The sequence below is a fragment of the Thaumasiovibrio clandestinus genome, from assembly GCF_047250365.1.
GTDB lineage: Bacteria > Pseudomonadota > Gammaproteobacteria > Enterobacterales > Vibrionaceae > Thaumasiovibrio.
Map to the genome: position 1 here is coordinate 159735 of NZ_JBLBVL010000002.1, position 26838 is coordinate 186572.

Below are 26838 nucleotides of genomic sequence, written 5' to 3' on the forward strand. Positions count from 1 at the left end.
CGGCTTATCTCGGTTCGGAACGAAGACCCAAGACAAGGCTGACACACATCGCCAATAAGACGAAGACAAATGGTAATGCGGTTGATACCGCCCCCGCTTGTAACGCCTCTATCGCTTCTGTACCGCCTATCCATAGCATGGCGGCAGCAATGGCACCTTCAATAAAGGCCCAGAACATACGCTGAAGCACAGGGGCATCAATTTTTCCGCCCGCTGTAATACTATCGATCACCAATGAGCCAGAGTCTGACGAGGTAATAAAGAAGACCATAACCAAAACAATCGCAATCACTGACAGAGCAGAGCTAAATGGCAGCGCATCAAACATTTGGAACATCGCCAGTGAAACATCTGTTAAGCCTTCTTCACCTAATGTCCCCGTACCTGACTGTACTTGATCAATTGCTTGTCCGCCAAAAATGGACATCCACAACACGGTAAACAGTGTTGGCACAAACAAAACGCCAAAAATAAACTCACGAATTGAACGGCCTTTTGATACGCGTGCTATGAACATACCAACAAAAGGAGACCAAGAGATAAACCACGCCCAATAGAAGATGGTCCACCCCTGCATCCAAGCTTCATCATTGCGACCGTGTGGGTTACTTAGTGGCAGAATATTTTCAATATAACCGCCTAATAGCTCTGGAATCGTTCCCATTGAGACAGAGAAACCAACCAAACCACAGAAAACAAGTAACACAACAGCGATTACCATATTGATATTACTCAATAACTTAACGCCACCATCAATACCACGAAGCACAGAGATAACCGCAAGGAGGGTCACAAAAGCAATAACCGCAACTTGAACACCCAGTCCATTAGTAATACCAAAGACATGCTCAATACCACTTGCTGCCTGCTGCGCACCTAAACCTAAAGAGGTCGCCAAACCAAACAGAGTCGCCAGTACAGCCAAGATATCAACGACATGACCAGGCCACCCCCATGCACGATCCCCTAAAATTGGGTAAAAAATAGAACGGATCGAGAGAGGAAGTCCCTTATTGTAGGTAAAGAAAGCAAGAGACAAGCCCACAACGCCATAAATAGACCAAGGATGAATACCCCAGTGGAACATCACTGCACCCAGTGCCAAGCGTTTTGCCTCGACACTATTCGGCTCAACCCCTAATGGTGTTTCAAACCAACCGGTGAAATAAGCCACTGGCTCGGCAACACCCCAGAACATTAAGCCAATTCCCATGCCCGCAGCAAATAGCATCGCTAGCCATGACACGCGAGAATGCTCAGGTTCTGCGTCACGTCCACCGATTTTAATCCGCCCAACCGGTAAAACAGCTAACGCTAAACAGAAAACCACAAACAGGTTTGCTGACCACAGAAACAATGCATCAAAACGGGCAATAATGCTCCATTTAACGCCATCTAACGCCGCCTTCGCGACGGCGGTGTCACTCAATACTACCGCAACTAAAAATAGCGTGATCAGTCCAGCGCTGATCCCAAAAACCGGGTTATGAACATCAAAACCCCATTTCTGAACATTATCTTGTCCTACGGTATAGTCTGTACTATCAATACTATACCTATCGTAATCTCTCATATGCTCCCTCAAACTAATACTTCGAACAGCAACATTTCGTACTGTAATCATTTTTAGTAATCGCAGATCTAAACATTTTGCGCCCCCAACTGTCAATCCTATGATTTTGTTACTACGACCACAGTTAACGCAAACTAAAATCGCATATAACCCCTCGCCAGCTCAACCCTTTACTCTATTTAGTATGGATGAACATCCATTCGTGCTCTAATTAAATCATTATGCCATTGTTTGGAATCGCTCAACCAAATGGCGCATTATTGGCTATATTATTGTTAGTAATGGACTTTACATACGCTCTACATAGCACCTAATCATTGTGCAACGCTAAAGGTAATAATGACAAAGAAGTGTTTACTGCTCACTGGAGGAGGAGCCCGCGCGGCTTACCAAGTTGGGGTAATGAAAGCCATCGCCTCTTGGTACCCTCGTGTACACCGCAGTCCATTCACCCTCTATTGCGGCACGTCTGCAGGAGCCATTAACGCGGTCTCAATGGCCTGCTACGCCTCTAGTTTTCATTTAGGCGCCAAAAAACTCGAGTGGCTCTGGGGAAGATTACATACAGAGCGAATTTTCGCAGCGCATTGGCCAGGTGTCATGCACCATTTAGGACGGCAAGGCCTGTCACGACTGCAAGGCGAAAGTGGGCGCCAATACCCGTTTAGCCTCTTTGACAACCGTCCGTTGCGCCAACTGTTAAAACAAGTGATCAACTATTCCAGAATAGAAAAGCAGCTTCACCAGCAATGCCTTTCTGGCTTAAGTGTCACCGCTTCACGTTATCGTGATGGTCACTCAGTCAGTTTTTTCCAAGGTGATCCGCAATGTATTGAATGGCAAGCGAGTAAACAAGAAGGAAAGCGTACACTGCTCAATACCGAACACCTACTCGCATCATCCGCCATTCCTTTACTCTTTCCCGCCTCACACATTGCGGGCCACTATTATGGCGACGGCTCTGTACACCAACTATCTCCTCTCAAGCCCGCCATAAAAATGGGCGCAGAACGCATCCTCATTATTGATCTTATTCATAGCTCAGTAGCACCAGTAACCACAGAGTCCCCTCCTGGTCTAGCTCAACTTGGAGGGCATCTGATGGACACCATTTTCAGTGATTCTCTCGAAGCAGATTTAAACCACATGCATCACCTTAATACCTTTATTGCCGGACTCAGCCCTCAGAGCCGCCAAGATTGCCCTCTCAAGCATATTGACGCCCTGCATCTCTCGCCAACACGTCCCTTTGACACGTTAGCAAGACAGTATTATTGCCATATGCCCCTTGCCGCGCGATTACTGCTACAAGCCATTGGTATCAGTCCGAAAAAAGATGCAGCTATCACCAGTTATATCTTGTTTGAGCCAAACTATATCCAAGCCCTTATCCAACGCGGTGTCGAAGACACCTTAGAGCGAGAAACAGAAATACGTCTGTTCCTCTCCTAACCCCCATCTCTCCTGTTTTTATCCGTATGGCTGTGTCGATTTTAATTCTGGTATAATGCTCGCGACGCGTCGCCAATGGCGGCCAATACCTTTAACTACCAGTTATCTGCTGGCGGAGACTGTCGCGCTATCGCGCAATGGCAAGATGATTATCACCGTCAGCCTCGAGGGAAATGAGATGAAAGTTTACGACTGCTGTGAATTAATCCGAATTAGCTATGCCCAGATCGGCGGTGGAGAACAAGGTTATATTCCCAACGCCATTGCCTGTGCTGTACGCGCGCTCAACGCCGTCGCCAACAATGAGCAACTACCACTCGACGTTAGAGAGCAATCCGCTTTTGCTGCTGCAAATCTATTAATGAGTGATCACGAGGATTAAGATGGATATTCGTAACTACAAAAAGATGGATCCCGTGATGCTGATGAGCATCATCAATATGAAGATCCGTGATGAGTATGGCGATTTAAATAACCTTGTCGCTGCACTAGAGCTCGATAAAGAGGCGCTCATCAACAAATTGGCGATGGCAGGGTTTGATTACTTACCAGAAGCGAAACAATTCCGCTAAAAAAGGCGCACCATGATGTGCGCCTCTTTTTTTTCTACCTAATGCTAATAAAGTAAATACAAAGCAATCACTTAAAACATTGTCACCCACAGTACCGTAAAGACCAATACCGGGCAGATAAACTTCACATAATAAGTCCAAGCCTTTCCAAACCAGCTCTGTGCAAACTGTGCATCACCTTGAGCAATTTCACTCAATTTACCGTGCCGAGACCAAATCCAGCCTCCAAACAGACAAAAGAGCAAAGCAGCAAAAGGCTGGAAATACTGTGTCGCGATCATAGCGACAAGACCAAACAGCGCGGGAAAATTAAATACCACAACAGCACTACATACACATAGCAGCCCACCCAGCAACCAACTGGTTTTGCCACGCGCCACATTCATTCGCTCGCTCATCAATGCAACCGGACACTCCAGCATTGAAATAGATGAAGTCAACGCCGCTACCGTCATTAATGCAAAGAAGATCAAAGCGACCACTTCACCAACGACACCAAGACGCTCAAATAGCATAGGCAGTACACTAAACACCAAGGTATCAGAGTCGATCAACTGCTGATTCGCATCGTATATCTCTACCCCATTATGCATGGCCACAAACATCGCAGGCAGTACGACTAAGCCTGCCAGAAAGGCGACGCCTGTATCGACTAAAGTTACCGACATGGCGACTTTTGGCAGAGACTCTTGCTTACTGAGATAAGAGCCATAGATCAACATTGAGCAGCCACCAATGGTGAGTGAGAAAAAGCCCTGTCCCATCGCTGCCAAGATCAGATCTTTATCCAGCACACGGGAAAAATCAGGAATCAAATAGTGTTTAAGCCCTTCAATCGCACCTTGCTGCGTTAAAATGTAAGCAAAGAGCGAGAGAAAGAGCGCCAATAGTGCAGGCATCAAACGTTTTGACCACTTCTCAATACCCTGCTTTACCCCTGACTTGACAATCATAATCGTCAACAGATAGAACAGCACCATGCCAAATAAGTTACGTAAAACAGAGAAGCCATTGAGCCATTCAGCCGCCACGGTTAAACCGACCAGCTGTGCCATCGATCCTAACAACGAACTGATTAACCAACCTGCGACAACGCTATAAAATACTAGAACCAAACAGGGAACAGCTAACCCAACCCAGCCAACCCCTTCCCCTAACAGACGAGTAAAGCGAGTTGATGCCAATGAGCGCATACTATCAATAGGATTGGCTTGACCATGGCGTCCAATCGCTAGCTCTACCAATAGCATTGGATAAGCCACCAGCAGAATCATTAATAGATAAATAAATAGAAACGCACCGCCTCCATTAGAAGCCGCTTGCGTCGGGAAGCCCCAGATGTTTCCTAAACCGACCGCTGCACCAGCGGCGGCTAAGACAAAGCCCATACGGGAGCTGAAATGTTCGCGTTGCATTACCATACCTCATAAACTAGTAGCCTAGTACACTAGTCGACTATAGCGGCGATTGCAAAAAAACAACGTGATTAGATAGCACAGCAGTGGAAAGCTAGTGTTACAGACAACAATAAAAGGCAATGGCAGCAAGATATGCTACGCGCGCCAATGCAATGTTAGCGCCTGCCCCTGAAACCCTTCACAAACAAAGAGCCCGGCAATGGCAGCCAATTGATCGCCATAAAAAATCATTGGCAAACGCGTGCGTTGCCAACTCGGTACAGCCATCTCTTGGTAGAGTTTCTTTAATTTTCTGCGCCCTGCTGTGCGCCCAACAGGTTGTACTTTTAATCCAGACACCGCAAAACGCACGGTAATCACTTCATTATCTTCAGGCATCCGTAAACACAACGAACCTTGCTTTTCCTTATTCAACAACAGCTCTCCAACTCCCTCTGGCAAAGACAATGGCTGCTCTAAATGCAGTGGCGACTGCCAAGCAGATAAATCAGCCACTAACGGAACCAGCTCGAGTCGTTGCTTGAATCGACGCAACTGAACGCCTGTTAGCTGAAACGCGGGATTGGCATCCGATTTCGCCAAAATAACATCTTGCAAAATTTGCTCTAACTGACGCTGAGTCGGCATCTGAATGCGGTGATATTGCAACCACCGTCGCAATAGTTGCCGTTGCATCAGGCGGGGCTGGGCGCACAACGGCTCACAGTTCAAGGTTCCACGCTCATCCATCGCGGCCTCCAACTTATCAGCAAGAAGCAGGTCAAGAAGCTGTTCTTGTTCCGCGCAAAGTTGCGCACTTCTGCTCACTGCAGCAGAAAAGTCGGGCCAACGCTGCGTTAAGAGCGGCACCACATCATGGCGAAGGAAGTTACGCTCATAACGACTATCTTGATTGCTTTCATCTTCTACCCAAGACAAGTGCTGCTCGGTAGCATAAAGCTCCAACTCACGACGCGTTACATTCTTCAATAATGGACGCAGATGTGATCCTTGCGCAAACGGCGCCACAACAGGCATGGCTGATAACCCTTTAGGACCACTGCCACGTTTTAGCGCTAATAAGACTGTCTCACACTGATCATCACGGTGTTGTGCAGTGAGTAACACGGTCTTGGCATCCATTTCCAACGCTAATGCGCTATAACGCGCTTGTCGTGCAGCCTGCTCAACACCGCCATTACTGGGGTCTACTGTTACTCGTAATACTGTTAACGCGATACCATACCCATCACACCATTGCTGGCATTGGTTGGCCCAAGCATCGGCATTAGCACTCAAACCATGATGGATATGTACAGCACGGCAATGTACATCAGGGTGCAACTGCTGGTAACGAGCTAACAGATCAAGCATCACGCGAGAGTCTAAACCACCGCTGAGGGCTAATAGAAGGGTAGAACCTTGATGGTTTGGGGGTAGATGTTGAGTAATGATGGGCTCAACATGATGAAAAAGCATGACAATCCGATAGTCAGAGGATGATAGTAGGATTGTTGAGGAGATAGTCCGGCAAGTCAATGCCGGACTCACGATTTGATCAGCAGTAGCCGTAGTTCATCAATCGCTGATAACGACGCTCTAATAACGACTCTGTATCTAGCGCTTGTAGATCAGCTAAATTCGCCAGTAGCTGGGTCTTCAACGAAGCCGCCATCTGCTGCACATTACGGTGTGCGCCACCTAATGGCTCATCAACAATCTGATCGATTAAGCCTAGCTCTTTAAGTCGAGGTGCCGTCATGCCCATTGCTTCAGCGGCTTGATCAGCCTTATTGGCATCACGCCACAAGATCGACGCACAGCCTTCCGGCGAGATCACAGAGTAGGTCGAGTATTGCAGCATGTTTACGGCATCACCAACGCCAATGGCCAATGCGCCACCAGAACCACCCTCGCCCACGACATTACAAATCACCGGCACTTTAAGGCTAGACATGACTTTAAGGTTACGGGCAATGGCTTCTGACTGACCACGCTCTTCTGCACCAACACCAGGATAAGCACCTGCAGTATCAATGAAGGTGATCACTGGCATATTAAAACGCTCTGCCATTTGCATCAGTCTTAATGCCTTGCGGTAGCCTTCCGGTTTTGGCATACCAAAGTTGCGAAAGACCTTTTCTTTCGTTTCTCTTCCTTTTTGATGGCCGATAACCATAACGGGTTGACCTTCCAGTCGCGCAATGCCACCCACTAAAGCTTTGTCGTCTGCGTAAGCACGATCACCACACAACTCATCAAACTCAGTGAAGATATGTTCGATATAGTCATACACATACGGACGTTGCGGATGGCGAGCCAGTTGCGCTACCTGCCATGCCCCAAGATCTGAAAATATCTTTGTTGTCAGCTCAAGGCTCTTCTTTTCAAGCTGTTCAATTTCTTTGCCTAAATCTACAGCGCCATTTTCATCATGGCGAGAGACGCCGCGCAAAGCTTCTATTTTGGCTTCTAGCTCCGCAATCGGCTGTTCAAATTCTAGAAAGTTAAGGCTCATACTAATTCAAATCCTTTTTATGCCAGCTACTCTTTGCAGCGGCACATACGGGGTTAGTTAAATTCAAGTTCGACCTGCTGCTCACCAAGCAGTAGCTTCAGGTCATCAATCAATTCATCACTCGGCGTAATTCGCCACTCTGTACCTAACGTCAGCTTGGCTCTCGCATTATCCCGTTGGTAATAGATATTCACGGGAACAACACCTCCACGGTGCGGCTCTAATATGTCGCTAAATCGCGCAAAGAACCGAGCATCAATCTGCGTTTCTGCCACAGAGATGGCGAGCCCACGCAAATGCTTTTCTCGCGCCTGTGAAATATCAAGCACTTCTCGGCCAGACATTTTAAGCCCACCGTTAAAGTCATCAAAGCTGACCTGTCCACTAACTATCACAATTTTGTCTTTTTCTACTAAATCGAGATAGCGATCTAAGGTATCTGAAAATAACATGACTTCCATTCGACCGGAACGATCATCTAAGCTCATGATACCAATCCGTGAGCCACGCTTCGTTGTCATGACACGAGCACCAACCACCAGCCCGGCCACCGTGACCACTTTATCGCGACCGGACGGTTGGGCATCTTTCAAACGATAACTGGTGTAGTGTTTTAACTCACGCAGATAACTGTTCACTGGATGGCCGGTCAAATAGAGCCCAAGGGTCTCTCTTTCACCTTCTAACCAAACTTTATCAGGCCAAGGGGTAACTTGCGCATATTTGTGCTCTACCTCTTCAGGGGCTTCTGTGAGTACACCAAACATATCTGCTTGACCAAACGCTTGCGCCTGATGGTGCTGACTTGCCGCTTTTACAGCATCGTCCAGCGAGGCCATTAACGCAGCACGGTGAGGGCCTAAACGATCAAGTGCACCCGCTTTGATTAGCTTTTCTAATACTCGCTTGTTAACCTTCTTAGTATCGATCCGCGCACAAAAATCAAACAAGTCGATAAAATGACCGCCTTGCTGGCGCGCTTCGATAATATTTTCAATCGGCGCTTCACCCACACCTTTGATGGCACCAATACCGTAAACAATCTCACCTTTTTCATTCACATTAAAGCGATACAGGCCACTATTGACATCCGGTGGCAGTACAGTCAACTTCATGCGCAGGCATTCATCAACTAAACCGACAATTTTATCGGTATTGTCCATATCTGCCGTCATTACCGCGGCCATGAACTCAGCCGGATAATGGGTTTTTAGCCATAGGGTCTGATACGAAACCAATGCATAGGCGGCTGAGTGGGATTTGTTAAAACCATACCCTGCGAACTTCTCAACCAAGTCAAAGATTCGCATCGCCAACTCGCCATCAACGCCATTGTCAATCGCGCCTTGTTCAAAGGTGGCTCGTTGTTTGGCCATCTCCTCGGGTTTCTTTTTACCCATCGCACGTCGCAACAGGTCAGCCCCACCTAGAGAATACCCCGCCAAGACCTGAGCAATCTGCATCACCTGTTCTTGATAAAGGATGATGCCGTACGTTGGCTCGAGGATCTCTTTCAATGAGTCGTGCTGCCACTTCTCATCTGGATACGAGACAGCTTCTCGTCCATGCTTACGGTCGATAAAGTTATCTACCATGCCTGACTGCAAAGGGCCAGGACGGAAGAGTGCCACTAGGGCAATCATATCTTCAAAACTGTCCGGCTTCAGACGCTTGATCAGCTCTTTCATACCGCGAGATTCCAACTGGAATACCGCGGTGGTTTCTGCATTTTGTAACACGCGGAAAGATTTAGAATCGTCCATCGGGATTGCCGCGATATTGACGGCTGGCTTACCCTCTTGCTCCAAGCGTGGGTTAACCATGCCCAGCGCCCAATCGATAATGGTTAGTGTACGCAGACCCAAAAAGTCAAATTTGACCAACCCGGCGGTTTCCACGTCGTTTTTATCGAATTGGGTAACAGGGTTCCCGCCCTCGGCATCACAGTAAAGCGGGGCAAAGTCAGTAATCGTGGTGGGGGAAATAACCACCCCACCCGCATGCTTACCCGCATTTCGAATCACCCCTTCGAGAATACGCGCCATGTCGATTAATGCTTTCACCTCTTCATCGGCGTTATACGTTTCGCCCAATTGAGGCTCGGCTTCAAACGCTTTTGCTAACGTCATGCCTGGTTCAGCAGGGACTAACTTAGAGATACGATCAACAAACCCATAAGGGTGTCCCAGTACCCGCCCTACATCACGGATCACCGCCTTTGCTGCCATAGTACCGTAAGTAATGATCTGGGAGACCGCATCGCGCCCATACATTTCAGCGACATGATCAATCACCAAGTCGCGCTTATCCATACAGAAGTCGACATCGAAATCGGGCATGGAAACCCGTTCTGGGTTTAGAAATCGTTCAAAAAGAAGATCAAATTCCAGCGGGTCAAGATCGGTGATATCTAGGGCATAAGCCACCAAAGAACCCGCACCTGAACCTCGACCAGGACCAACAGGGACACCGTTATCTTTCGACCACTGGATAAACTCCATTACGATCAAGAAATAACCAGGGAATCCCATGTCATTGATAACTTTGAGTTCGATCTTTAAGCGTTCATCATAGTCTGGACGACAACGAGCACGCTCTTCTTCATCGGGGAATAAAAACTTGAGACGACGCTCCAAGCCTTCCTCGGAAACTTTGACCAAAAAGTCTTCAACACTCAACTCCCCCGTTGGAAAGTTAGGTAAAAAGTACTCCCCTAAGCGCACTGAAACATTACAACGTTTGGCGATTTCTACGCTATTTTGCAGCGCCTCGGGAAGGTCAGCAAAGAGTTCACACATCTCCTCTTCACTGCGCAGATATTGCTGCGCACTGTAGTTTTGAGGGCGACGCGGATCATCTAAGGTATAGCCACCATGGATACAGACTCGGATATCATGCGCATCAAACTGATCTTGACTAATAAAGCGTACATCGTTCGTTGCCACAACGGGCAGAGCTTGTGCTGCTGCAAATTCAACCGCAAAGCCAATATAGGCATTCTCATCAGGGCGCTCAGTACGAACTAATTCTAAATAATAGCGGTCAGGAAAATGTTCTTGATAAAACTGTGCTAGCTCTGCTGCTAGTGCCATATTTCCTTTAAGCAGGGCGCGACCCACATCCCCACTGCGCCCACCCGACAAAAGGATAAGTCCTTCACTATGTGCTTGCAGCCAATCGCGATCAATCACTGGCATATGCTGAACGTGTCCGCGCAGATAGGCTTTAGAGATCAACAAGGTCAGGTTTTTATACCCGGCATTGTTCATGGTCAGTACGGTAAGGTCGGTTAACTCATCACCCAATGCATCACATTGCACTTTAAAGTCAGCGCCAATGATCGGCTTAATACCAGCACCATGGGTACCAAAGTAGAACTTTACCAGCCCACATAGGTTGGTAAAGTCTGTCAATGCCATGGCAGGCATGTTCAGTTCTGCGACTTTTTTTACCAATGGGCCAACTTTTGACAAGCCGTCAACCATGGAAAAGTCGCTGTGGATGCGCAGGTGTACAAAACGAGGTTCAGCCATAAGGGGTTACATCTGTCCTGATATTGGTGTGCTTCGAAATTAACTCTCAATGCCTAAGGCACGTTTTACGGGCTTAAAACTACGGCGATGTTCATCAATCGCACCATGTGCAGCCAATGCTTCAAAGTGCACCTTGGTCGGGTAACCTTTATGCTTCGCAAACCCATATTGTGGGTATTGGGCATCCAGTACTTCCATTTCGCGATCGCGGGTCACTTTGGCCAAAATCGAAGCCGCTGAAATCTCAGCAACTCGCAAATCACCTTTAACCACCGCTTGTGCTGGTATAGAAAAATCGGGGGTACGGTTGCCATCCACTAACACAAAGTTAGGCTGAATCGTTAATCCGGCAACCGCACGCTGCATTGCAACCATTGTCGCTTGTAAAATATTCAACTGATCAATTTCTCTCGCCTCGCAGCGCCCCAATGACCATGCTAGCGCTTTTTGCTTGATCTCATCAAACAAGATCGCTCGCTTTTTGTCGGTGAGCTTTTTAGAGTCCGTTAAGCCTTCAATCGGGTTGTTCGGATCGAGGATAACGGCAGCTGTCACCACCGCACCGACAAGAGGGCCACGCCCAACTTCATCAACACCGGCAATTAGCGTCGCATCTGGATACTCAAATGGAGGGAAATCACTCATAACTGGTTTATCTCTTTTAATACCGCTTGGGCTGCACTGTTATCTGCATCACAACGAATTGTTTGATGCAGTTGTGTAAATTGTTCGAGCAAATCGCGATTATCGCTATCGAGGTAATGGCCTAATGCTGCCGCCAGTTTTTTCGGCTCGCACTCTTCTTGCAATAGCTCGGGTACCAATGGACTATCAGCCAAAATATTCGGCAATGCAACATAAGGGGTTTTTAACAAACGCTTCATTAACCACCCCGTTAATGGCTTTACACGATAGCCGACGACCATGGGACGCTTAACCAGCATACACTCCAACGCTGCCGTTCCTGATGCCAACAAAACAACATCAGCAGCAATCATCGCTTCACGTGCTTGCCCATCGACCAGCGTTAATGGCAGTGTGGGGGCTATCTCTTGTTTTATCGCCTCAAACTGTGCACGACGCTTGGCATTCACCAAGGGCACAACAAATTCGAGCTCAGGGTAGCGTTGCTTGAGCTGTTGACAGGTTTGCAAGAACGGAGCGGCTAGCATTGCCACCTCACCGCCGCGACTTCCAGGTAACACTGCCATCCAGCGCTTGCTCGGATCTAAGCCCAACGTTGACTGGGCGTTTTCACGGTCACAATGCAATGGAATCGCGTCTGCCATGGTATGTCCAACAAAGGTACATGGTACATTAAACCTATCATAGAAGGCTTTCTCAAACGGCAAAAAGGCCAGAACACGGTGCGTTGCTTTAGCAATACCGAAAATGCGTTTCTGACGCCATGCCCAAACCGAAGGGCTAACGTAATGAATGGTCGTGAGCCCCGCATCTTTCAATGTACGCTCGAGGCGTAAATTAAAGTCAGGGGCATCAATACCAATAAAAACATCCGGGGGATCGGTAAGGAAATGTTCAACAAGGCGAGCTTTTACTTTCAGTAATCGAGGCAAGCGTCCCAGCACTTCAACCAACCCCATCACAGCCAACTCTTCCATATCGAACAGAGACTGACAACCTAGCTCTTTCATCTGCGGACCACCGATACCAACAAACTCCGCATCTGGATGGTACGCCCGAATGGCGCGAATGAGTCCTGCACCTAAAATATCGCCGGAGATTTCTCCGGCGACAATTCCTATACGTAACGCTCGAGTCATATTAGCGAATAATGCCGCGGGTTGATTTTGCTAAAAATTCAACAAAAGCGTTCACTTCAGGATGCAAAGCAGCCAGTGCTTCAATCTCAGGTTTCGCTTCTGCCAATGTTTTACCACTGCGATAAAGTAACTTATATGCTTGGCGAATGGCCTTAATTGCTGGTTTATCAAAACCACGGCGTTTTAGCCCTTCTACATTAATACCAAACGGCGCGCAGTGATTGCCTTGTGCCATAACAAATGGCGGCACATCTTGAACCACAATCGAACCACCGCCTAACATGACGTGTTCACCGATATGGCAGAACTGATGAATCGCTGACATACCACCAACAATCGCATGATCTGCGACTTTCACATGGCCTGCTAGGGTGGCATTGTTGGCAAAAATACACTTATTACCAATAACACAATCGTGGGCAACATGAGTGTTAACCATTAGCAAGTTATCGTTGCCGATACGAGTAATGCCTTCATCTTGTACTGTGCCACGGTGGATAGTGACGCTTTCACGGATCGTATTTCGATCACCAATAATCAACTGCGTCGGTTCGCCAGCATATTTTAGATCTTGGCACGCTTCACCAATCGAGGCAAAAGAGTAGATCGTGTTCTCACACCCAATAACTGTTGGGCCTTTGATCACAACATGCGACATGACTTGCGTCTCTGCGCCAATCTCTACATTCGCACCAATAAAACTAAATGCGCCAACGCTGACCCCAGCACCAATCTTGGCACCGGGCTCTACAACCGCAGATGGGTGGATTTGAGCTGTCGCGTCGATCATTAGAATTCTCTTCTCGCACATTTTAATTCAGCTGAACAAACCACAGCACCGTCTACTTTCGCTACGCCATTAAACACGGCAATACCGCGACGTTCTTTAATGAACTCGACTTCAAGGATCATTTGATCGCCAGGTTCAACCGGCTTTCGAAATTTCGCATTGTCAATCGCAGCAAAATAGTACAACTCATTCTCGGATGGAAGACCAAAGGTTTTAAAGGCCAAGACACCCGTTGCTTGCGCCATTGCTTCCAAGATCAATACGCCAGGAAAAACCGGAAGTTGAGGGAAGTGCCCCATAAACTGAGGTTCATTTACCGACACATTCTTAATGGCATGCAAGTACTCACCTTCACGGTAATCGATAACACGGTCAAGCAACAAAAACGGGTATCGATGCGGTAGGAGTTCTTTAATTTCTTTGATTGTTAACGTCTTTTTCTCGCTCGTCAAAACGGTATTCCTGTATAAATATGTATGAATAAACAAAAACGGCCCACGTCACGCGGGCCATTGTTCGAGCATTGGCATTCACGCTTTAATCGTTATTAACCAGTTGCTTTTCTACAGCCTTTAAGCGTTTATTCATTTCATCAATTTTCATGACGCGTGCAGCTGTCTTGCGCCACTCTTTATTCGTTTGTAATGGTATCCCCGATGAGTATACACCGGGTTCAGTGATTGGGCGCATTACCATTCCCATTCCGGTTACAGTAACGCCATCTGTCACTTCTATATGACCGTTAAATGCACTGGCTCCACCAATAAAACAATGTTTGCCGACTTTCAAGCTCCCCGCCATAACAGTCGCACCAGCAATTGCTGTATTGTCACCGATAGATACATTATGTGCAATCTGACATTGATTGTCGATAATCACGCCATCCGCGATCAACGTATCTTCAAGCGCACCGCGGTCAATGGTCGTACAAGCTCCGATCTCAACCCGGTCACCAATCACTACAGTGCCTAACTGTGGAATCTTAACCCACTGCCCAGCACTATTTGCGTAACCAAAGCCATCCGAGCCAATAACGGTGCCAGATTGAATTAAACAGCCTTCACCAATTCGTACCCGATGATAAACGGTGACATTGGCCCATAACCGCGTACCGGTACCAATCGTTGCCTCTTTACCGACAAAACAACCCGCGCCAATCTCTACATTGTCACCAAGGGTCACACCCGCTTCAATAACCGCGTTAGCACCAATAGATACACCTTCACCCAACGTCACACCGTCAGCAATCACTGCACTTGGCGCGATACCTGTTGCGCATGCTGGCGTGGTATCAAACAGTTGCGCTGTCCATGCATATGCCAAATAGGGATCTTTTACCACTAGCGCATTGGCAGGGCAAAACTCCAAATCTGACTGTTTTAACAGTACCGCTGACGCTTTGCATTCCGCCAGTGCCGTACGGTACTTACTGTTTGATAAAAAAGTGATCTGTCCATCCTTAGCAGATTCAGTACTTCCCACAGAAGAGATCACAACATCACCATCTCCATGCAGCTCTGCACCCAGGTGCTGAGCTAACTCTGCTAACGTCATCTGGACCATGATGAATTCCTTACAGTGCCTTAATTACTTTCTCTGATAGGTCATGCGCAGGGTCTGCAAAAAGAACCGCAGACGCATCAACCACTATGTCATAACCTTCTGCTTCTGCCACTTTAGCAATCGCTTGACGTACTTTCATCGCCATTTTTTGTTCTTCTTCCATACCACGACGCTGTTGATCTTGTGACAACTGCTGTGCCTTCTCGGTGTAGATTTTCTCAATGCCACGAACTTCATTTTCTAGCGCTGAACGTTCTGCCGCCGTCATTAACTCACCGTCACGCTGCAGTTTCTCAAGCTTTGGTTTCGCTTGTCCCTCTAGCGCCTGAAGCTCGCCGATACGATCTTTGAACTCAGCTTGCAGCTTGCCGTTGATATCTGCGGTTTGTGCCACTTCTTGCATCGCTGCCTGAATAATAACGTAGCCGACCTTTTGTGCTGCATTCGCTGCAATCGACGTTGTTGATAAAATAAGGCCTAGGCTCGCTGCTTTAATCCATTTATTCAAAATATTGTTCCTCTGGATTGAATTAGAATGTTCGTCCAATTGTAAATGTAAAGACTTCGTCTCGATCGCCTTCATACTTTTTGAGTGGCGTTGCCAAAGAGAAGACCAATGGCCCCATTGGTGACCACCACTGTAAGGCTGCACCCACAGAAGCGCGGAAATTTGTTGGGTCCGAGTAATCATAGATGTACTTATCACCACTACCGATACTCTTACCTGACAAATCAAACTCAGTGTCCCAAATAGAGGCGACATCTAAGAAGACGCTTGTACGAAGCTGGTTACGTGCTTCATCAGAAGCAAATGGCGTCGGTACGAAGAGTTCAACACTGGCCAATGCCATACCATTACCACCAACCGATTTATCCGTACCGGTTAAACACTGGTTACTACCAATGACACTGCCATCGCCGCCGACACAGTTTGTGTTGCCGTCGTAAACCGCTTTCGGGCCTGCAGTATTAGAACGGAAGCCACGCAGTGTGCTGAAACCACCAGCATAGAAGTTTTCATAAAATGGCAATAAATGATCGTTGCCATCGATACTGCCATAGCCATTACCATACCCTAAACGACCACGCAGCAGCAGACTAAACTCATGCCCTTGGGTCACAGGGAAATACTGTCTTACTTCATATTGTGATTTATAAAACTGGACATCCGAACCAGGCACCGTCATTTTAACGTAAGCACTCTGATAATTACCTGCCGTCGGGAAGTAACCACGGTTCAAGTTATTTCGTGTCCATGAGATAGACCAGTCAAAATCGTTTACATTCAGGCTATTATCTTCAGGGTCTATATTAGGCTCTTGCACCTTAAGAAAACGTTCAACCTGCAGATAAGCATCTAAGTTTGAGATTTTGTTGTGTGTATAACCAACACCAAACTCAATGAAATTCAGCTCATCAAATGGAAAACCCCAAGTCAAGGTCGCGCCATAACTCTGGTTGGTATAATCGACAATATTGGCATCTGACGCTTCAAATTCATCGTAGTAAATCTTACCACCTAGACTCACACCATCGAGGGTGAAATATGGGTTACGGTATTCTAAGCTGATGTTTTTCTGATAATCATTCATCATGGCATTGATACCGAAACGGTTTCCCGTTCCCATAAAGTTATCTTGCTCTATGCCAGCCTGAAAACTTACCCCTGATTCTGTACCATAGCCCACACCAAAGTTGATATTACCAGCATTAGCCTCTCGGACTACATACTCAACATCGACCAAGTCATCGCTACCAGGTACACGGTTGGTACGTACATCAACATTTTCAAAAAAGCCAGTCCGGTTAAGTCGCTCTCGACCTCGCTCGATGGATGCTGAATTAAGCCAGCTGCCTTCCATCTGACGCATTTCTCGGCGTAGTACTTCATCTTTCGTCGAGGTGTTGCCACTGAATTCAATGTTACGCACATACATACGTTGGCCTGGGTCGATATTCACGACCAAATCAACATGCTGATTCTCATCATCAAAATCTGGGAAAGTCTGCACTTGAGGGTAAGCATAACCCGACTCAGCAAGCTTCTGGTTAATCGCCTCTTCCAGTTGTGTGATTTTTGCACCATTGTAAGTATCACCTATCGCAAAATCAGCCAATGCTGCGAAATGGTGACCACCACTGGCATCAGCACTACGATAGCTCACCGAATTAATTGTATAAGGAAGCCCTTCATCAACTTTCAGGGTGATATAAACGCCTTTCTTGTCCGGTGATATTGACACATTGGTCGATTCGACACGGAACTTAAGGTAGCCTTCATTCAGGTAGCGGGTACGCAGCTTTTCAATATCACCAGCCAATGCCTGCTTCTGATATTGATCATTGGCAAAAAAGTTCCACCATGGGATATCTGAGCGCAAGCTGAAGCTTTTAGCGAGTTCTTCGTCAGAAAACACCGAGTTTCCAATAAAGTTAATCTGCTCAATTTTCGCAGACACACCCTCGGTGAAAACAAAGCGCAAATCAGCTCGATTACGCGGCAATGGGGTGACAACTGCCTGCACACTGGCACTGTACTTTCCTACGGAGTAGTAAAAATCTTCGAGTGCTTTCTCAATTTCATTCAGAGTGGTGCGATCCAGCGCTTCTCCCACTCGAATACTCGACGCACTCAAGTTTTCACTCAGCTGCTCGTCTTTCATCGTGCTGTTGCCCGAGAAACTGATACTCGCAATTGTTGGGCGCTCTTTCACACGAACAATCAGTTGTCCGCCATCACGCAGGACCTTAACATCCTCATAGTTACCGGAGTCAAACAGACGACGGATAATCTCAGCCGCATCTTGATCTTCAACTTGATCACCAATGCGAACGGGGATCTGCAATAATGCAGCCCCTAACGTTACCCGTTGCAGTCCTTCGAAGCGAATATCTTCGACGACAAATGGTTCTGCACCATATGCTGTAATGCTGCTGCCAAACAGCAGAGATGCGATTAGCAGTTTTTTCATTGCCATTGTAGTTATGATAATTCCTTGTTAGGTCTTACTCTGTCAGGCTAGTGTGAACAATAGCCAACTTACAGACGGGTAAAATCGTTAAATAACGCAATTGCCATTAGTGCCATCAATAACACCGATCCAATACGATAGCCTGCTTCCTGGATACGTTCCGAAACCGGGCGACGGGTTATCGCTTCAATGGCAAAAAATAACAGATGACCACCATCCAATACTGGTAGTGGTAACAAGTTAACTATCCCGAGATTAACACTTATTAGTGCTAAAAAACCAAGAAAGCTAATTAAACCATACTCTGCCGTTGTTCCGGCACCCTTTGCAATGGAAATCGGTCCACTTAAGTTATTAAGCGCAACGTCTCCCACAATTAGCTTTTTCACCATATCAAACGTGAGCGTGACTAAATTCCACGTTCGCTCAACTGATTTACCTATGGCGGTGATTGGGTCATGGCGAACCTCAATAAGGTACTCTTCAGGCCAAGGTTCAGTTTGAGGAGCTATTCCCGCGTAACCGATCAAAGCGCCACTATGGTCTTCTTGGCTAAATGGTGTGACATCAATAGCAAGTGTCTCATCACCACGCTGTACCAAGAATTCAACCGCCGTGTCGGGATTAGACTGAATTGTCTCTACCACCTGCGTCCACTGCGTTACTGGCTCTCCATTGAGTGCCAATAATGTATCGCCAGCGATCAACCCTGCCTGCTCAGCAGCGCCACCGCCGATAACCTGAGCCAGCGCCAACAAAATCTTTGGTCGATAAGGTTGAATCCCTAAGGTTCCAATCGGACTATCGAACTCAGGGTTAAATTGCCACGAGCGAATATCTAATACGATAGATTGTTCGCGATTCGTTTGCGGTGAATAGACATTCATCTGCAATTCATCTTCACGAATACGCGAGACTATCCCTAACGTTACCGATTCCCAATCTGCGGTTTTGATACCTGAAACTGACTTTAGTTCCATTCCAGGTGTAATTCCTGCCTCAGCCGCAATAGACTGCGGTGCGACCTCACCAATCACTGGCTTGATGGTGGGTAAACCGATAACAAAAATGGCCCAATAAGCAAAAACGGCAAAAACAAAATTCGCTAAGGGACCGGCTGCGACAATGGCACTACGTTGCCACAGCTTTTTATTATTAAACGCTTGGTGACGACGCTCCACCGCAACGGGTTCGACACGCTCATCGAGCATTTTCACGTATCCCCCTAACGGGATAAGCGCCAAACTGTATTCTGTACCCTGCGAATCTGTTCGCTTCCACAACGATTTACCAAAACCGATTGAGAAACGCTCAACAAAAACACCACAACGTCGTGCCACCCAAAAGTGGCCAAATTCATGCACGGCAATCAGTATTCCCAGTGCAATAACAAAAGCGCCAATGTTCCAGATTAAATCTAACATACTCTACCCTTTTCAATCAGAGCTCTGGCCTTGCTCCGTGCAGTATGATCCAGCGCCATAATAGCTTCTATACAGGTTGGTTCGCTCATCTTCATTGCGTCCAATACGGCTTGATTGGTTCGCGCTATCGCGGTAAAACCAATACGACCTGCCAAAAATGCCTCAACAGCTACTTCATTCGCAGCATTTAAAGCCGTTGTCGCTGCCTGACCACTGTAACAAGCATCTATAGCTAATGCGAGACAAGGATAACGAGTCATATCTGGTGCCATGAATGTAAACTCACCAATTGAAGCGAAATCAAGCGGTTTTACCCCGGCTGGAATACGCTCCGGGTACGCCATCGCGCAAGCAATCGGGGTCGCCATATCCGGCTCGCCCATCTGAGCTAACACTGAACCATCAGCATACTGTACCATTGAGTGAATCACTGATTGCGGATGAACAATCACTTTTAACTGTTCACGTCTGGCATTAAAAAGCCACCTCGCCTCAATATACTCCAACCCCTTGTTCATCATGGTGGCAGAATCGACTGAAATTTTCGGGCCCATCGACCAGTTTGGGTGAGCGATGGCTTGTGCTGGAGTAACACTGTTCAACGCCTCTACTGGGGTATAACGAAAAGGTCCACCAGAGCCCGTCAATAAAATATGGTTAATGCCCGCACGGTCAAGATCGCAACGACCCATACGTTGCTGGATCTCTGTCGGCATACATTGAAAAATCGCATTGTGTTCGCTGTCTACAGGGAGAAGCTCAGCACCATAAGCATCTACGGCATCAATAAAAAGCTGTCCAGACATGACCAATGCTTCTTTATTGGCCAATAGAATTCGTTTTCCGGCTTTGACAGCGGCCATTGTCGACGCTAGACCTGCAGCACCAACAATCGCCGCCATAACCGTATCAACGTCTGTTAGCGACGCGATGGTACATAATCCTTCATCGCCACTTAATACTTCCGTTGGCAGCTGTTGCTCTTTAACTAAGCGCTGAAGTTCTGCCGCCGCTAATTCGTCCGCCATCGCCGCAACCCTTGGCCGCCAGCGTAAGCACAATTCAAACATCGATTTGACATTACGTCCCGCCCCTAAGGCAACAACGTTAAATTGATCTGGGTTGCATTCGACAACCTTTAAGGTGCTGGTGCCGATGGAGCCGGTTGCTCCTAATATGGTGAGATTTCGCATACTATCACTTTATTAACGCCGCGCGCTGTGAGCGCGGCGTGTATTGATTAGAGCAACCACAAATAGAGCAAAGCAAAGACAGGAAGTGCCGCGGTTAGGCTGTCAATACGGTCTAGAATACCGCCATGACCTGGCAAAATACGTCCACTGTCTTTTATGCCAGAAACACGTTTGAACATGCTCTCGACCAGATCGCCCATCACAGAAATAACCACTGTAATCATGGCAATCACCAAGAGACTAAATGGCCCTTTAAATGGGATGCCAAATGCCATTGCTACCAACCCTGTTACAATAATCGCAGCAACAATGCCGCCAAACAGCCCTTCCATGGTTTTATTTGGGCTGACAGCTGGTGCCATTTTACGCCGCCCAAATGCTCGACCAGCAAAGTAAGCACCGCTGTCGGCTGCCCACACGAGGAAGCAGACCAACATAACCAGTTGTGCACCATTATAGCTATCCACGTGATAGTCATAAGCACGCAACATCAGCATTGACCAAAAGAAAGGCAATAAGGTTAATAGACCATAGCACTGCTTAATTGCTGTTGTTGCTGCAACTTTGCGATTTGATGCGGGGTAAGTAATTACTAACCAAGAGGCAAATAGCCACCATACCGCACCCACAGCAAGAATGGCTTTATGGGCACTGCCGATGCGCTGCAGTGCATCAAGGTCTGTTGGCACAACCAATACGGATAACAGCAAAACACTGCTCATCAATATCGTTTCTGTGACACGGTGTGATGGGCGAGTAAATTGGCTCCACTCCCAAAAACCAACAACCGTTAAGGCAAAAAGTGCCAACATGAAAGCAGAAAAGGGTAAAAAGAAAATTCCAGCCACCACTAACGGTGCCAGAATTAAAGCGGTGAGAACGCGTTGTTTCAGCAAACTGTAACCTCGTAAAATCTATTGATCACACATGCTTAGACTGCAGTTGTTCGCCTGTACAGCCAAATCGACGCTCTCGATTGATGTACCACAACAACGCCTGATGTAAAGCATGCTCATCAAAATCGGGCCAATACTGTTCAGTAAAGTAAAGTTCAGCGTAAGCAGCCTGCCATAACATAAAGTTACTGATTCGACACTCGCCACTAGTGCGGATCATCAAGTCAACATTCGGAAGATCTGCCATCGTTAGATGCTGAGCTATCGCCGCTTCATCTATCGCTTCTGCCTTGATCTCACCCGACTCAACTTGACGTGCCAATACCTTGACTGCCTGAGTTATATCCCACTGACCACCATAGTTGGCGCATATATTTAACACCATACCTTTATTGTTTGCGGTCAGTAACTGGGCTTCCTCGATTTTGTTTTGTAATCTGGTTGAAAAGCGGCTGGTATCGCCTACCACTCGCAACTGAATATTATTCTTATGAAGGCGCTTTACCTCACGGCTCAACACCGTGACAAAAAGCTCCATCAACACACTGACCTCATCCTCTGGTCGGCGCCAGTTTTCACTACTAAAAGCGAACAGAGATAGTGCTTTTATACCTAATTCACTGGCTTCAGCAACGGTTTTTCGCACCGCGTCCACGCCAGCTTTGTGACCGAATACTCTGGCTTTCCCTCGAGCTTTCGCCCAACGTCCATTCCCATCCATTATCACAGCGATGTGCGCAGGTAAGGTTTCAACCGAAAACGTTGCTGCCAATGGAGACTCTGTCATATCTTTCCCTAGCCAAATAAAAAAGCGCTGTGCAGACACACAGCACAGCGCCCCACTTAAAGCAGTAGAGTCTATCTGAAATCAGACTTCCATCAACTCTTTTTCTTTACCAGCAAGTACTTCATCCATAGATTTGATAGCTGCGTCGGTAATTTTCTGAATTTCGTCCTGTGCACGACGATCATCATCTTCTGAAATTTCTTTGTCTTTCAGTAGACCTTTAATGTCAGCATTCGCATCACGACGAATGTTACGCACGGCAACACGGCCTTGCTCAACTTCACCACGAACGATTTTAACTAAATCGCGACGACGCTCTTCAGTTAGTGCTGGCAATGGAACACGAATAACGGTTCCTGCTGACATTGGGTTTAGACCAAGATCTGATGCCATGATTGCTTTTTCAACTTTTGGCGTCAGTTCTTTATCGAATACGGTAATTGCTAGCGTACGCGCATCTTCAGCAATGATGTTACCCAATTGCTTAAGTGGCGTGTTTGCACCATAGTATTCCACTTGGATGCTATCCAACAAACTTGGGTGAGCACGGCCAGTACGGATTTTTGCTAGGGTATTCTTAAGTGCTTCGACACTTTTTTCCATGCGCTGTTGCGCATCTTGTTTAATTTCGTTGATCACAGTCTGTACCTTTTAAATCACTTTTCAGGCATTTGCTAAAAAGCGCTATTAATCGTTAGAGATCAGAGTGCCTTCCTGCTCACCCATTACAACGCGACGCAGTGCACCCGGCTTATTCATATTGAATACACGGATAGGCATATTATGGTCACGCGCTAGAGTAAACGCAGCAAGATCCATCACCTTCAGCTCTTTTTCAAGAACGTCCTGATAGCCCAGCTTATCACAAAGTTTTGCGTCTGGGTTTTTAACCGGATCATCTGTGAACACGCCATCAACTTTTGTTGCTTTCAATACTACGTCAGCCTCAATTTCAATACCGCGCAAGCACGCTGCAGAGTCTGTAGTAAAGAATGGATTACCTGTACCCGCAGAGAAGATCACAACACGTCCCTGACGTAGCAAGCTAATCGCTTCAGCCCAGTTGTAGCTGTCACACACACCGTTTAAAGGAATTGCAGACATCACACGAGCGTTCACATAGGCACGATGCAATGAATCACGCATCGCCAAACCGTTCATCACTGTCGCTAACATACCCATGTGATCGCCTACTACACGGTTCATACCAGCTTCTGCTAGACCTGCACCGCGGAATAAGTTTCCGCCACCAATAACTAGGCCAACTTGCACGCCAAGCTCAATCAGCTCTTTGATTTCTTGAGCCATGCGATCGAGGACTTGTGCATCGATACCAAAGCCCTCTTTACCTTGCAGCGCTTCGCCGCTAAGTTTTAGCAAAATTCGTTGATAAGTTGGTTTAGGATTCGTGGTCATTCTTATACCTTTCCGTGTTTGGGAGAGTGTGGATGTCATAAAAAGACCGTAGCCTTAGCCACGGTCTTTAACAGTATACAGCGAAAAAAAGGATTAACCTTTCTGTACAGCTGCTACTTCTTCAGCAAAGCTCATTTCTTGCGCTTTCTCGATACCTTCACCAACTTCTAGACGAACGAAGTTAGTTACAGTTGCGCCTTTCTCTTTAAGGAAAGCACCAACAGTTTTAGAAGGATCCATGATGAATGCTTGACCAGTTAGAGAAACTTCACCGGTGAATTTCTTCATGCGGCCAACAACCATTTTCTCTGCAATCTCTTGAGGCTTGCCAGATTCAACAGCGATAGCAACTTGGATTGCTTTCTCTTTTTCTACCACGTCAGCTGGTACATCTTCAGGGTTAACGTACTCAGGCTTAGATGCAGCAATGTGCATAGCAACGTGCTTGATGGTTTCTTCGTCAGCGTTACCAGCAACAACAACACCGATACGGTCGCCGTGACGGTAAGAACCCACTTTCTCGCCTTCGATGAACTCAACGCGACGGATAGAGATGTTCTCGCCGATTTTAGCAACTAGAGCGATACGCGCATCTTCAAATTTCGCTTGAAGAGCAGCGATGTCTAGACGCTCAGCTAGAGCTGCATCTAGAACTTCGTTAGCGAATGCTAGGAAGTTAGAATCTTTTGCAACGAAGTCAGTCTGGCAGTTCACTTCAAGAAGTGCTGCAACACCGTCAGCGTCTTTAATTAGGATGGTACCTTCAGCAGCCACGTTGCCAGCTTTTTTAGCAGCTTTAGCGGCACCGCTTTTGCGCATGTTCTCGATTGCTAGCTCGATATCAGCATTTGCTTCAACAAGTGCTTTCTTACATTCCATCATGCCTGCGCCAGTACGTTCACGCAGTTCTTTAACTAGGGCAGCGGTAACTGTTGCCATGGTCTATTCCTCTGTTTGAATATCAATCTTGGTGTAAAATTCAGGGGCCAAAAGAGGCCCCTGATAACCATTCTTTCGTCTATCGATTGTAGACAAAAATGCTCAATTGGAGCTGGTAGTCTTATTCAGCTTCAGCGATGAAGCCGTCTTCTTCAGCTTGCTCAACGATGTCTTGGTTACGACCTTCAACTACAGCAGCGGCTACAGCGCCAGTGTAAAGTTGGATAGCGCGAATTGCGTCATCGTTACCAGGAACTACGTAGTCAACACCGTCTGGGTTAGAGTTAGTATCAACAACTGCGAATACTGGGATACCCAGGTTGTTCGCTTCTTTAACCGCGATGTGCTCGTGGTCTGCATCGATGATGAAGATCGCGTCTGGTAGGCCACCCATGTTCTTGATACCGCCAAGAGACTTCTCAAGTTTTTCCATTTCACGGGTACGCATTAGCGCTTCTTTTTTAGTCAGCTTGTCAAAAGTACCGTCAGTAGACTGAGCTTCCAGATCTTTTAGACGTTTGATTGACTGGCGAACAGTTTTGTAGTTAGTCAACATACCGCCCAACCAACGAGCGTTTACGTAGTACTGGTCACAGCTGATCGCTGCTTCTTTGATTGATTCGCTGGCTGCGCGCTTAGTACCTACGAAAAGAACTTTACCTTTACGCTCTGCGATACGGCCGATTTGAGCTAGCGCATCGTTGAACATTGGAACAGTTTTTTCTAGGTTGATGATGTGAACTTTGTTACGAGCGCCGAAAATGAAAGGCTTCATTTTTGGGTTCCAGTAACGGGTCTGGTGACCGAAGTGAACACCAGCTTTTAGCATGTCGCGCATTGATACAGTTGCCATTGAAATATCCTCAATTGGGGTTAGGCGTCCACATATCCCATCCTACCGACCTATGCTAGGCATAAGGCACCCCGGAGAATGTGTCGATATGTGTGAGTCATTAAATAATATGTTTATAGCCAAACACCGATTACAAGAATCAGTTAGCAAGGCTACGGCGCGCTTTATACCATAAAACACCCCACAATGACCAGTCTTTTACCCGCAATTTCCATTCTTGGTTTTCACAGCCGTTCGTGGCTGCTAACATAGAAGCTAACTTAACACTATCACCCCATTGAGACACTGGAATGACAATTACGATCAAAACCGCCGAAGAAATCGAAAAAATGCGCATCGCCGGCAAACTGGCCGCTGACGTGCTTGAGATGATTGCACCACACGTACAGCCAGGAGTAACAACCGAAGAGCTGGATCGTCTTTGTCATGACTATATTGTTAATGAGCAAGGCGCCATTCCTGCCCCGCTCAACTACCACGGTTTTCCAAAATCGATCTGCACCTCAATCAACCATGTTGTGTGCCACGGCATTCCTGCGCTTGAAGACGGCCTTGTTGATGGCTTTCGTAAAAAGCCAGCCGTGTTGCAAGATGGCGACATCGTCAACATCGATATCACGGTGATCAAGGACGGTTACCACGGTGACACCTCAAAAATGTTTGAAGTGGGTGACGTCTCTATCGAAGATAAGCGCCTGTCGCGACTTGCTCAAGAAAGCCTTTATCTTGCCATCAAAAAGATCAAACCCGGCCTTAAACTCGGTGAGGTAGGGACAGCGATAGAGAAGTTCATTAAAACCCAGAACAAAAATAACCCACGTATGAAGCTGTCAATTGTAAAAGACTTTTGTGGTCACGGCATTGGGGCCAAATTCCACGAAGACCCACAAATCGTGCATTATAAAAATGGTGATCGTACCGTGCTAAAAGCCGGGATGTGCTTTACCATCGAGCCGATGATCAATGCCGGTAAATTTGGCTGTGATGTCGATGCTGAGGATGGCTGGACGGTGTATACCGTCGATAACAAGAAATCAGCCCAGTGGGAGCACACACTTCTCGTGACCAATACCGGCTGTGAAGTCCTTACGCTACGAAAAGAAGAGAACTTACCTCGCCATGTAAAAGGGGCATAACAGATAACAGCAAATAAGCCAGCGTTACGCTGGCTTTTTT

At 47.0% G+C, this 26838-nt stretch carries 24 protein-coding genes; 4 read left to right on the plus strand and 20 right to left on the minus strand.

Annotation, left to right across the window (positions count from 1 at the left end; genetic code table 11):
- Positions 1–4: 4 nt before the first annotated feature.
- Positions 5–1573: a BCCT family transporter gene (locus ACKLNH_RS03735; RefSeq protein ID WP_413110907.1), complete on the minus strand. Its 1569-nt coding sequence runs from the start codon at positions 1571–1573 to the stop codon at positions 5–7.
- Between the two features lie 339 nt (positions 1574–1912).
- Here ACKLNH_RS03735 and ACKLNH_RS03740 point away from each other — a divergent pair, with 339 nt between their 5' ends.
- The 3 genes from ACKLNH_RS03740 to ACKLNH_RS03750 all read left to right on the plus strand — a co-directional run bounded on the left by ACKLNH_RS03740 (position 1913) and on the right by ACKLNH_RS03750 (position 3597).
- Positions 1913–3025: a patatin-like phospholipase family protein gene (locus tag ACKLNH_RS03740; protein ID WP_413110908.1), complete on the plus strand. Its 1113-nt coding sequence runs from the start codon at positions 1913–1915 to the stop codon at positions 3023–3025.
- A gap of 178 nt (positions 3026–3203) precedes the next feature.
- Positions 3204–3407 carry a YaeP family protein gene (locus ACKLNH_RS03745; protein WP_413110909.1) on the plus strand — a complete coding sequence of 68 codons (204 nt, stop codon included), beginning with the start codon at positions 3204–3206 and terminating at the stop codon, positions 3405–3407.
- A gap of 1 nt (position 3408) precedes the next feature.
- Positions 3409–3597 carry a DUF4250 domain-containing protein gene (locus ACKLNH_RS03750; RefSeq protein ID WP_413110910.1) on the plus strand — a complete coding sequence of 63 codons (189 nt, stop codon included), beginning with the start codon at positions 3409–3411 and terminating at the stop codon, positions 3595–3597.
- Between the two features lie 71 nt (positions 3598–3668).
- Here the strand turns inward: ACKLNH_RS03750 and ACKLNH_RS03755 are convergent, their stop codons facing one another.
- The 19 genes from ACKLNH_RS03755 to rpsB form a co-directional block, all read right to left on the minus strand.
- Complete coding sequence (locus ACKLNH_RS03755) at positions 3669–5018, minus strand: sodium-dependent transporter (RefSeq protein ID WP_413110911.1); 1350 nt, start codon at positions 5016–5018, stop codon at positions 3669–3671.
- A gap of 132 nt (positions 5019–5150) precedes the next feature.
- Positions 5151–6473, minus strand: coding sequence for a tRNA lysidine(34) synthetase TilS (gene tilS / locus ACKLNH_RS03760; protein WP_413110912.1), 1323 nt, complete (start codon positions 6471–6473; stop codon positions 5151–5153).
- A 79-nt stretch (positions 6474–6552) separates the two neighbouring features.
- Entirely contained in the window at positions 6553–7512 is a 960-nt protein-coding gene (accA, locus tag ACKLNH_RS03765; RefSeq protein ID WP_413110913.1) for an acetyl-CoA carboxylase carboxyl transferase subunit alpha, read from the minus strand.
- 53 nt (positions 7513–7565) lie between these two features.
- Complete coding sequence (gene dnaE, locus ACKLNH_RS03770; protein WP_413110914.1) at positions 7566–11045, minus strand: DNA polymerase III subunit alpha; 3480 nt, start codon at positions 11043–11045, stop codon at positions 7566–7568.
- A 39-nt stretch (positions 11046–11084) separates the two neighbouring features.
- Positions 11085–11690, minus strand: a complete 606-nt coding sequence (rnhB, locus tag ACKLNH_RS03775) for a ribonuclease HII (protein ID WP_413110915.1) — start codon at positions 11688–11690, stop codon at positions 11085–11087.
- A complete protein-coding gene (lpxB, locus tag ACKLNH_RS03780; RefSeq protein ID WP_413110916.1) occupies positions 11687–12829 on the minus strand; it encodes a lipid-A-disaccharide synthase in 1143 nt (380 codons plus the stop codon). Before lpxB ends, rnhB begins: the two co-directional genes overlap by 4 nt.
- Position 12830: 1 nt before the next feature.
- Complete coding sequence (lpxA, locus tag ACKLNH_RS03785) at positions 12831–13619, minus strand: acyl-ACP--UDP-N-acetylglucosamine O-acyltransferase (protein ID WP_413110917.1); 789 nt, start codon at positions 13617–13619, stop codon at positions 12831–12833.
- Positions 13619–14071: a 3-hydroxyacyl-ACP dehydratase FabZ gene (gene fabZ / locus ACKLNH_RS03790; RefSeq protein ID WP_413110918.1), complete on the minus strand. Its 453-nt coding sequence runs from the start codon at positions 14069–14071 to the stop codon at positions 13619–13621. Before fabZ ends, lpxA begins: the two co-directional genes overlap by 1 nt.
- Before the next feature lie 85 nt (positions 14072–14156).
- Positions 14157–15182: a UDP-3-O-(3-hydroxymyristoyl)glucosamine N-acyltransferase gene (lpxD, locus tag ACKLNH_RS03795; RefSeq protein ID WP_413110919.1), complete on the minus strand. Its 1026-nt coding sequence runs from the start codon at positions 15180–15182 to the stop codon at positions 14157–14159.
- Between the two features lie 10 nt (positions 15183–15192).
- A complete protein-coding gene (locus ACKLNH_RS03800) occupies positions 15193–15690 on the minus strand; it encodes an OmpH/Skp family outer membrane protein (RefSeq protein ID WP_413110920.1) in 498 nt (165 codons plus the stop codon).
- 22 nt (positions 15691–15712) lie between these two features.
- Positions 15713–18160: an outer membrane protein assembly factor BamA gene (gene bamA, locus ACKLNH_RS03805; protein ID WP_413110921.1), complete on the minus strand. Its 2448-nt coding sequence runs from the start codon at positions 18158–18160 to the stop codon at positions 15713–15715.
- Between the two features lie 62 nt (positions 18161–18222).
- Positions 18223–19578 (minus strand): sigma E protease regulator RseP, encoded by a 1356-nt coding sequence (rseP, locus tag ACKLNH_RS03810; protein WP_413110922.1) that lies wholly within the window; start codon positions 19576–19578, stop codon positions 18223–18225.
- On the minus strand, positions 19572–20771 hold the full coding sequence (ispC, locus tag ACKLNH_RS03815; RefSeq protein WP_413110923.1) for a 1-deoxy-D-xylulose-5-phosphate reductoisomerase: 1200 nt from the start codon (positions 20769–20771) through the stop codon (positions 19572–19574). The genes rseP and ispC overlap by 7 nt, the downstream gene beginning before the upstream one ends.
- 47 nt (positions 20772–20818) lie before the next feature.
- Complete coding sequence (locus ACKLNH_RS03820) at positions 20819–21664, minus strand: phosphatidate cytidylyltransferase (protein WP_413111259.1); 846 nt, start codon at positions 21662–21664, stop codon at positions 20819–20821.
- A gap of 28 nt (positions 21665–21692) precedes the next feature.
- Entirely contained in the window at positions 21693–22454 is a 762-nt protein-coding gene (uppS, locus tag ACKLNH_RS03825; protein WP_413110924.1) for an undecaprenyl pyrophosphate synthase, read from the minus strand.
- A gap of 81 nt (positions 22455–22535) precedes the next feature.
- The gene (gene frr, locus ACKLNH_RS03830) at positions 22536–23093 is read right to left on the minus strand and encodes a ribosome recycling factor (RefSeq protein WP_413110925.1); all 558 of its coding nucleotides are present in this window, start codon (positions 23091–23093) and stop codon (positions 22536–22538) included.
- A 48-nt stretch (positions 23094–23141) separates the two neighbouring features.
- Complete coding sequence (gene pyrH, locus ACKLNH_RS03835; RefSeq protein ID WP_413110926.1) at positions 23142–23870, minus strand: UMP kinase; 729 nt, start codon at positions 23868–23870, stop codon at positions 23142–23144.
- 93 nt (positions 23871–23963) lie between these two features.
- Entirely contained in the window at positions 23964–24809 is an 846-nt protein-coding gene (tsf, locus tag ACKLNH_RS03840; RefSeq protein ID WP_413110927.1) for a translation elongation factor Ts, read from the minus strand.
- 121 nt (positions 24810–24930) lie between these two features.
- On the minus strand, positions 24931–25662 hold the full coding sequence (rpsB, locus tag ACKLNH_RS03845; protein ID WP_413110928.1) for a 30S ribosomal protein S2: 732 nt from the start codon (positions 25660–25662) through the stop codon (positions 24931–24933).
- 290 nt (positions 25663–25952) lie between these two features.
- On the opposite strand from rpsB, the gene map reads away from it, so the two are divergent.
- A complete protein-coding gene (gene map, locus ACKLNH_RS03850) occupies positions 25953–26798 on the plus strand; it encodes a type I methionyl aminopeptidase (RefSeq protein WP_413110929.1) in 846 nt (281 codons plus the stop codon).
- Positions 26799–26838: the final 40 nt, after the last annotated feature.

Excerpts from the sequence above, each read along its gene's own strand:
- ACKLNH_RS03735 (WP_413110907.1), bottom strand. The coding sequence starts at position 1,573 with ATGAGAGATTACGATAGGTATAGTATTGATAGTACAGACTATACCGTA.
- ACKLNH_RS03740 (WP_413110908.1), top strand. The coding sequence starts at position 1,913 with ATGACAAAGAAGTGTTTACTGCTCACTGGAGGAGGAGCCCGCGCGGCT.
- ACKLNH_RS03745 (WP_413110909.1), top strand. The coding sequence starts at position 3,204 with ATGAAAGTTTACGACTGCTGTGAATTAATCCGAATTAGCTATGCCCAG.
- ACKLNH_RS03750 (WP_413110910.1), top strand. The coding sequence starts at position 3,409 with ATGGATATTCGTAACTACAAAAAGATGGATCCCGTGATGCTGATGAGC.
- ACKLNH_RS03755 (WP_413110911.1), bottom strand. The coding sequence starts at position 5,018 with ATGGTAATGCAACGCGAACATTTCAGCTCCCGTATGGGCTTTGTCTTA.
- tilS (WP_413110912.1), bottom strand. The coding sequence starts at position 6,473 with ATGCTTTTTCATCATGTTGAGCCCATCATTACTCAACATCTACCCCCA.
- accA (WP_413110913.1), bottom strand. The coding sequence starts at position 7,512 with ATGAGCCTTAACTTTCTAGAATTTGAACAGCCGATTGCGGAGCTAGAA.
- dnaE (WP_413110914.1), bottom strand. The coding sequence starts at position 11,045 with ATGGCTGAACCTCGTTTTGTACACCTGCGCATCCACAGCGACTTTTCC.
- rnhB (WP_413110915.1), bottom strand. The coding sequence starts at position 11,690 with ATGAGTGATTTCCCTCCATTTGAGTATCCAGATGCGACGCTAATTGCC.
- lpxB (WP_413110916.1), bottom strand. The coding sequence starts at position 12,829 with ATGACTCGAGCGTTACGTATAGGAATTGTCGCCGGAGAAATCTCCGGC.
- lpxA (WP_413110917.1), bottom strand. The coding sequence starts at position 13,619 with ATGATCGACGCGACAGCTCAAATCCACCCATCTGCGGTTGTAGAGCCC.
- lpxD (WP_413110919.1), bottom strand. The coding sequence starts at position 15,182 with ATGGTCCAGATGACGTTAGCAGAGTTAGCTCAGCACCTGGGTGCAGAG.
- bamA (WP_413110921.1), bottom strand. The coding sequence starts at position 18,160 with ATGGCAATGAAAAAACTGCTAATCGCATCTCTGCTGTTTGGCAGCAGC.
- rseP (WP_413110922.1), bottom strand. The coding sequence starts at position 19,578 with ATGTTAGATTTAATCTGGAACATTGGCGCTTTTGTTATTGCACTGGGA.
- ispC (WP_413110923.1), bottom strand. The coding sequence starts at position 20,771 with ATGCGAAATCTCACCATATTAGGAGCAACCGGCTCCATCGGCACCAGC.
- uppS (WP_413110924.1), bottom strand. The coding sequence starts at position 22,454 with ATGACAGAGTCTCCATTGGCAGCAACGTTTTCGGTTGAAACCTTACCT.
- pyrH (WP_413110926.1), bottom strand. The coding sequence starts at position 23,870 with ATGACCACGAATCCTAAACCAACTTATCAACGAATTTTGCTAAAACTT.
- tsf (WP_413110927.1), bottom strand. The coding sequence starts at position 24,809 with ATGGCAACAGTTACCGCTGCCCTAGTTAAAGAACTGCGTGAACGTACT.
- rpsB (WP_413110928.1), bottom strand. The coding sequence starts at position 25,662 with ATGGCAACTGTATCAATGCGCGACATGCTAAAAGCTGGTGTTCACTTC.
- map (WP_413110929.1), top strand. The coding sequence starts at position 25,953 with ATGACAATTACGATCAAAACCGCCGAAGAAATCGAAAAAATGCGCATC.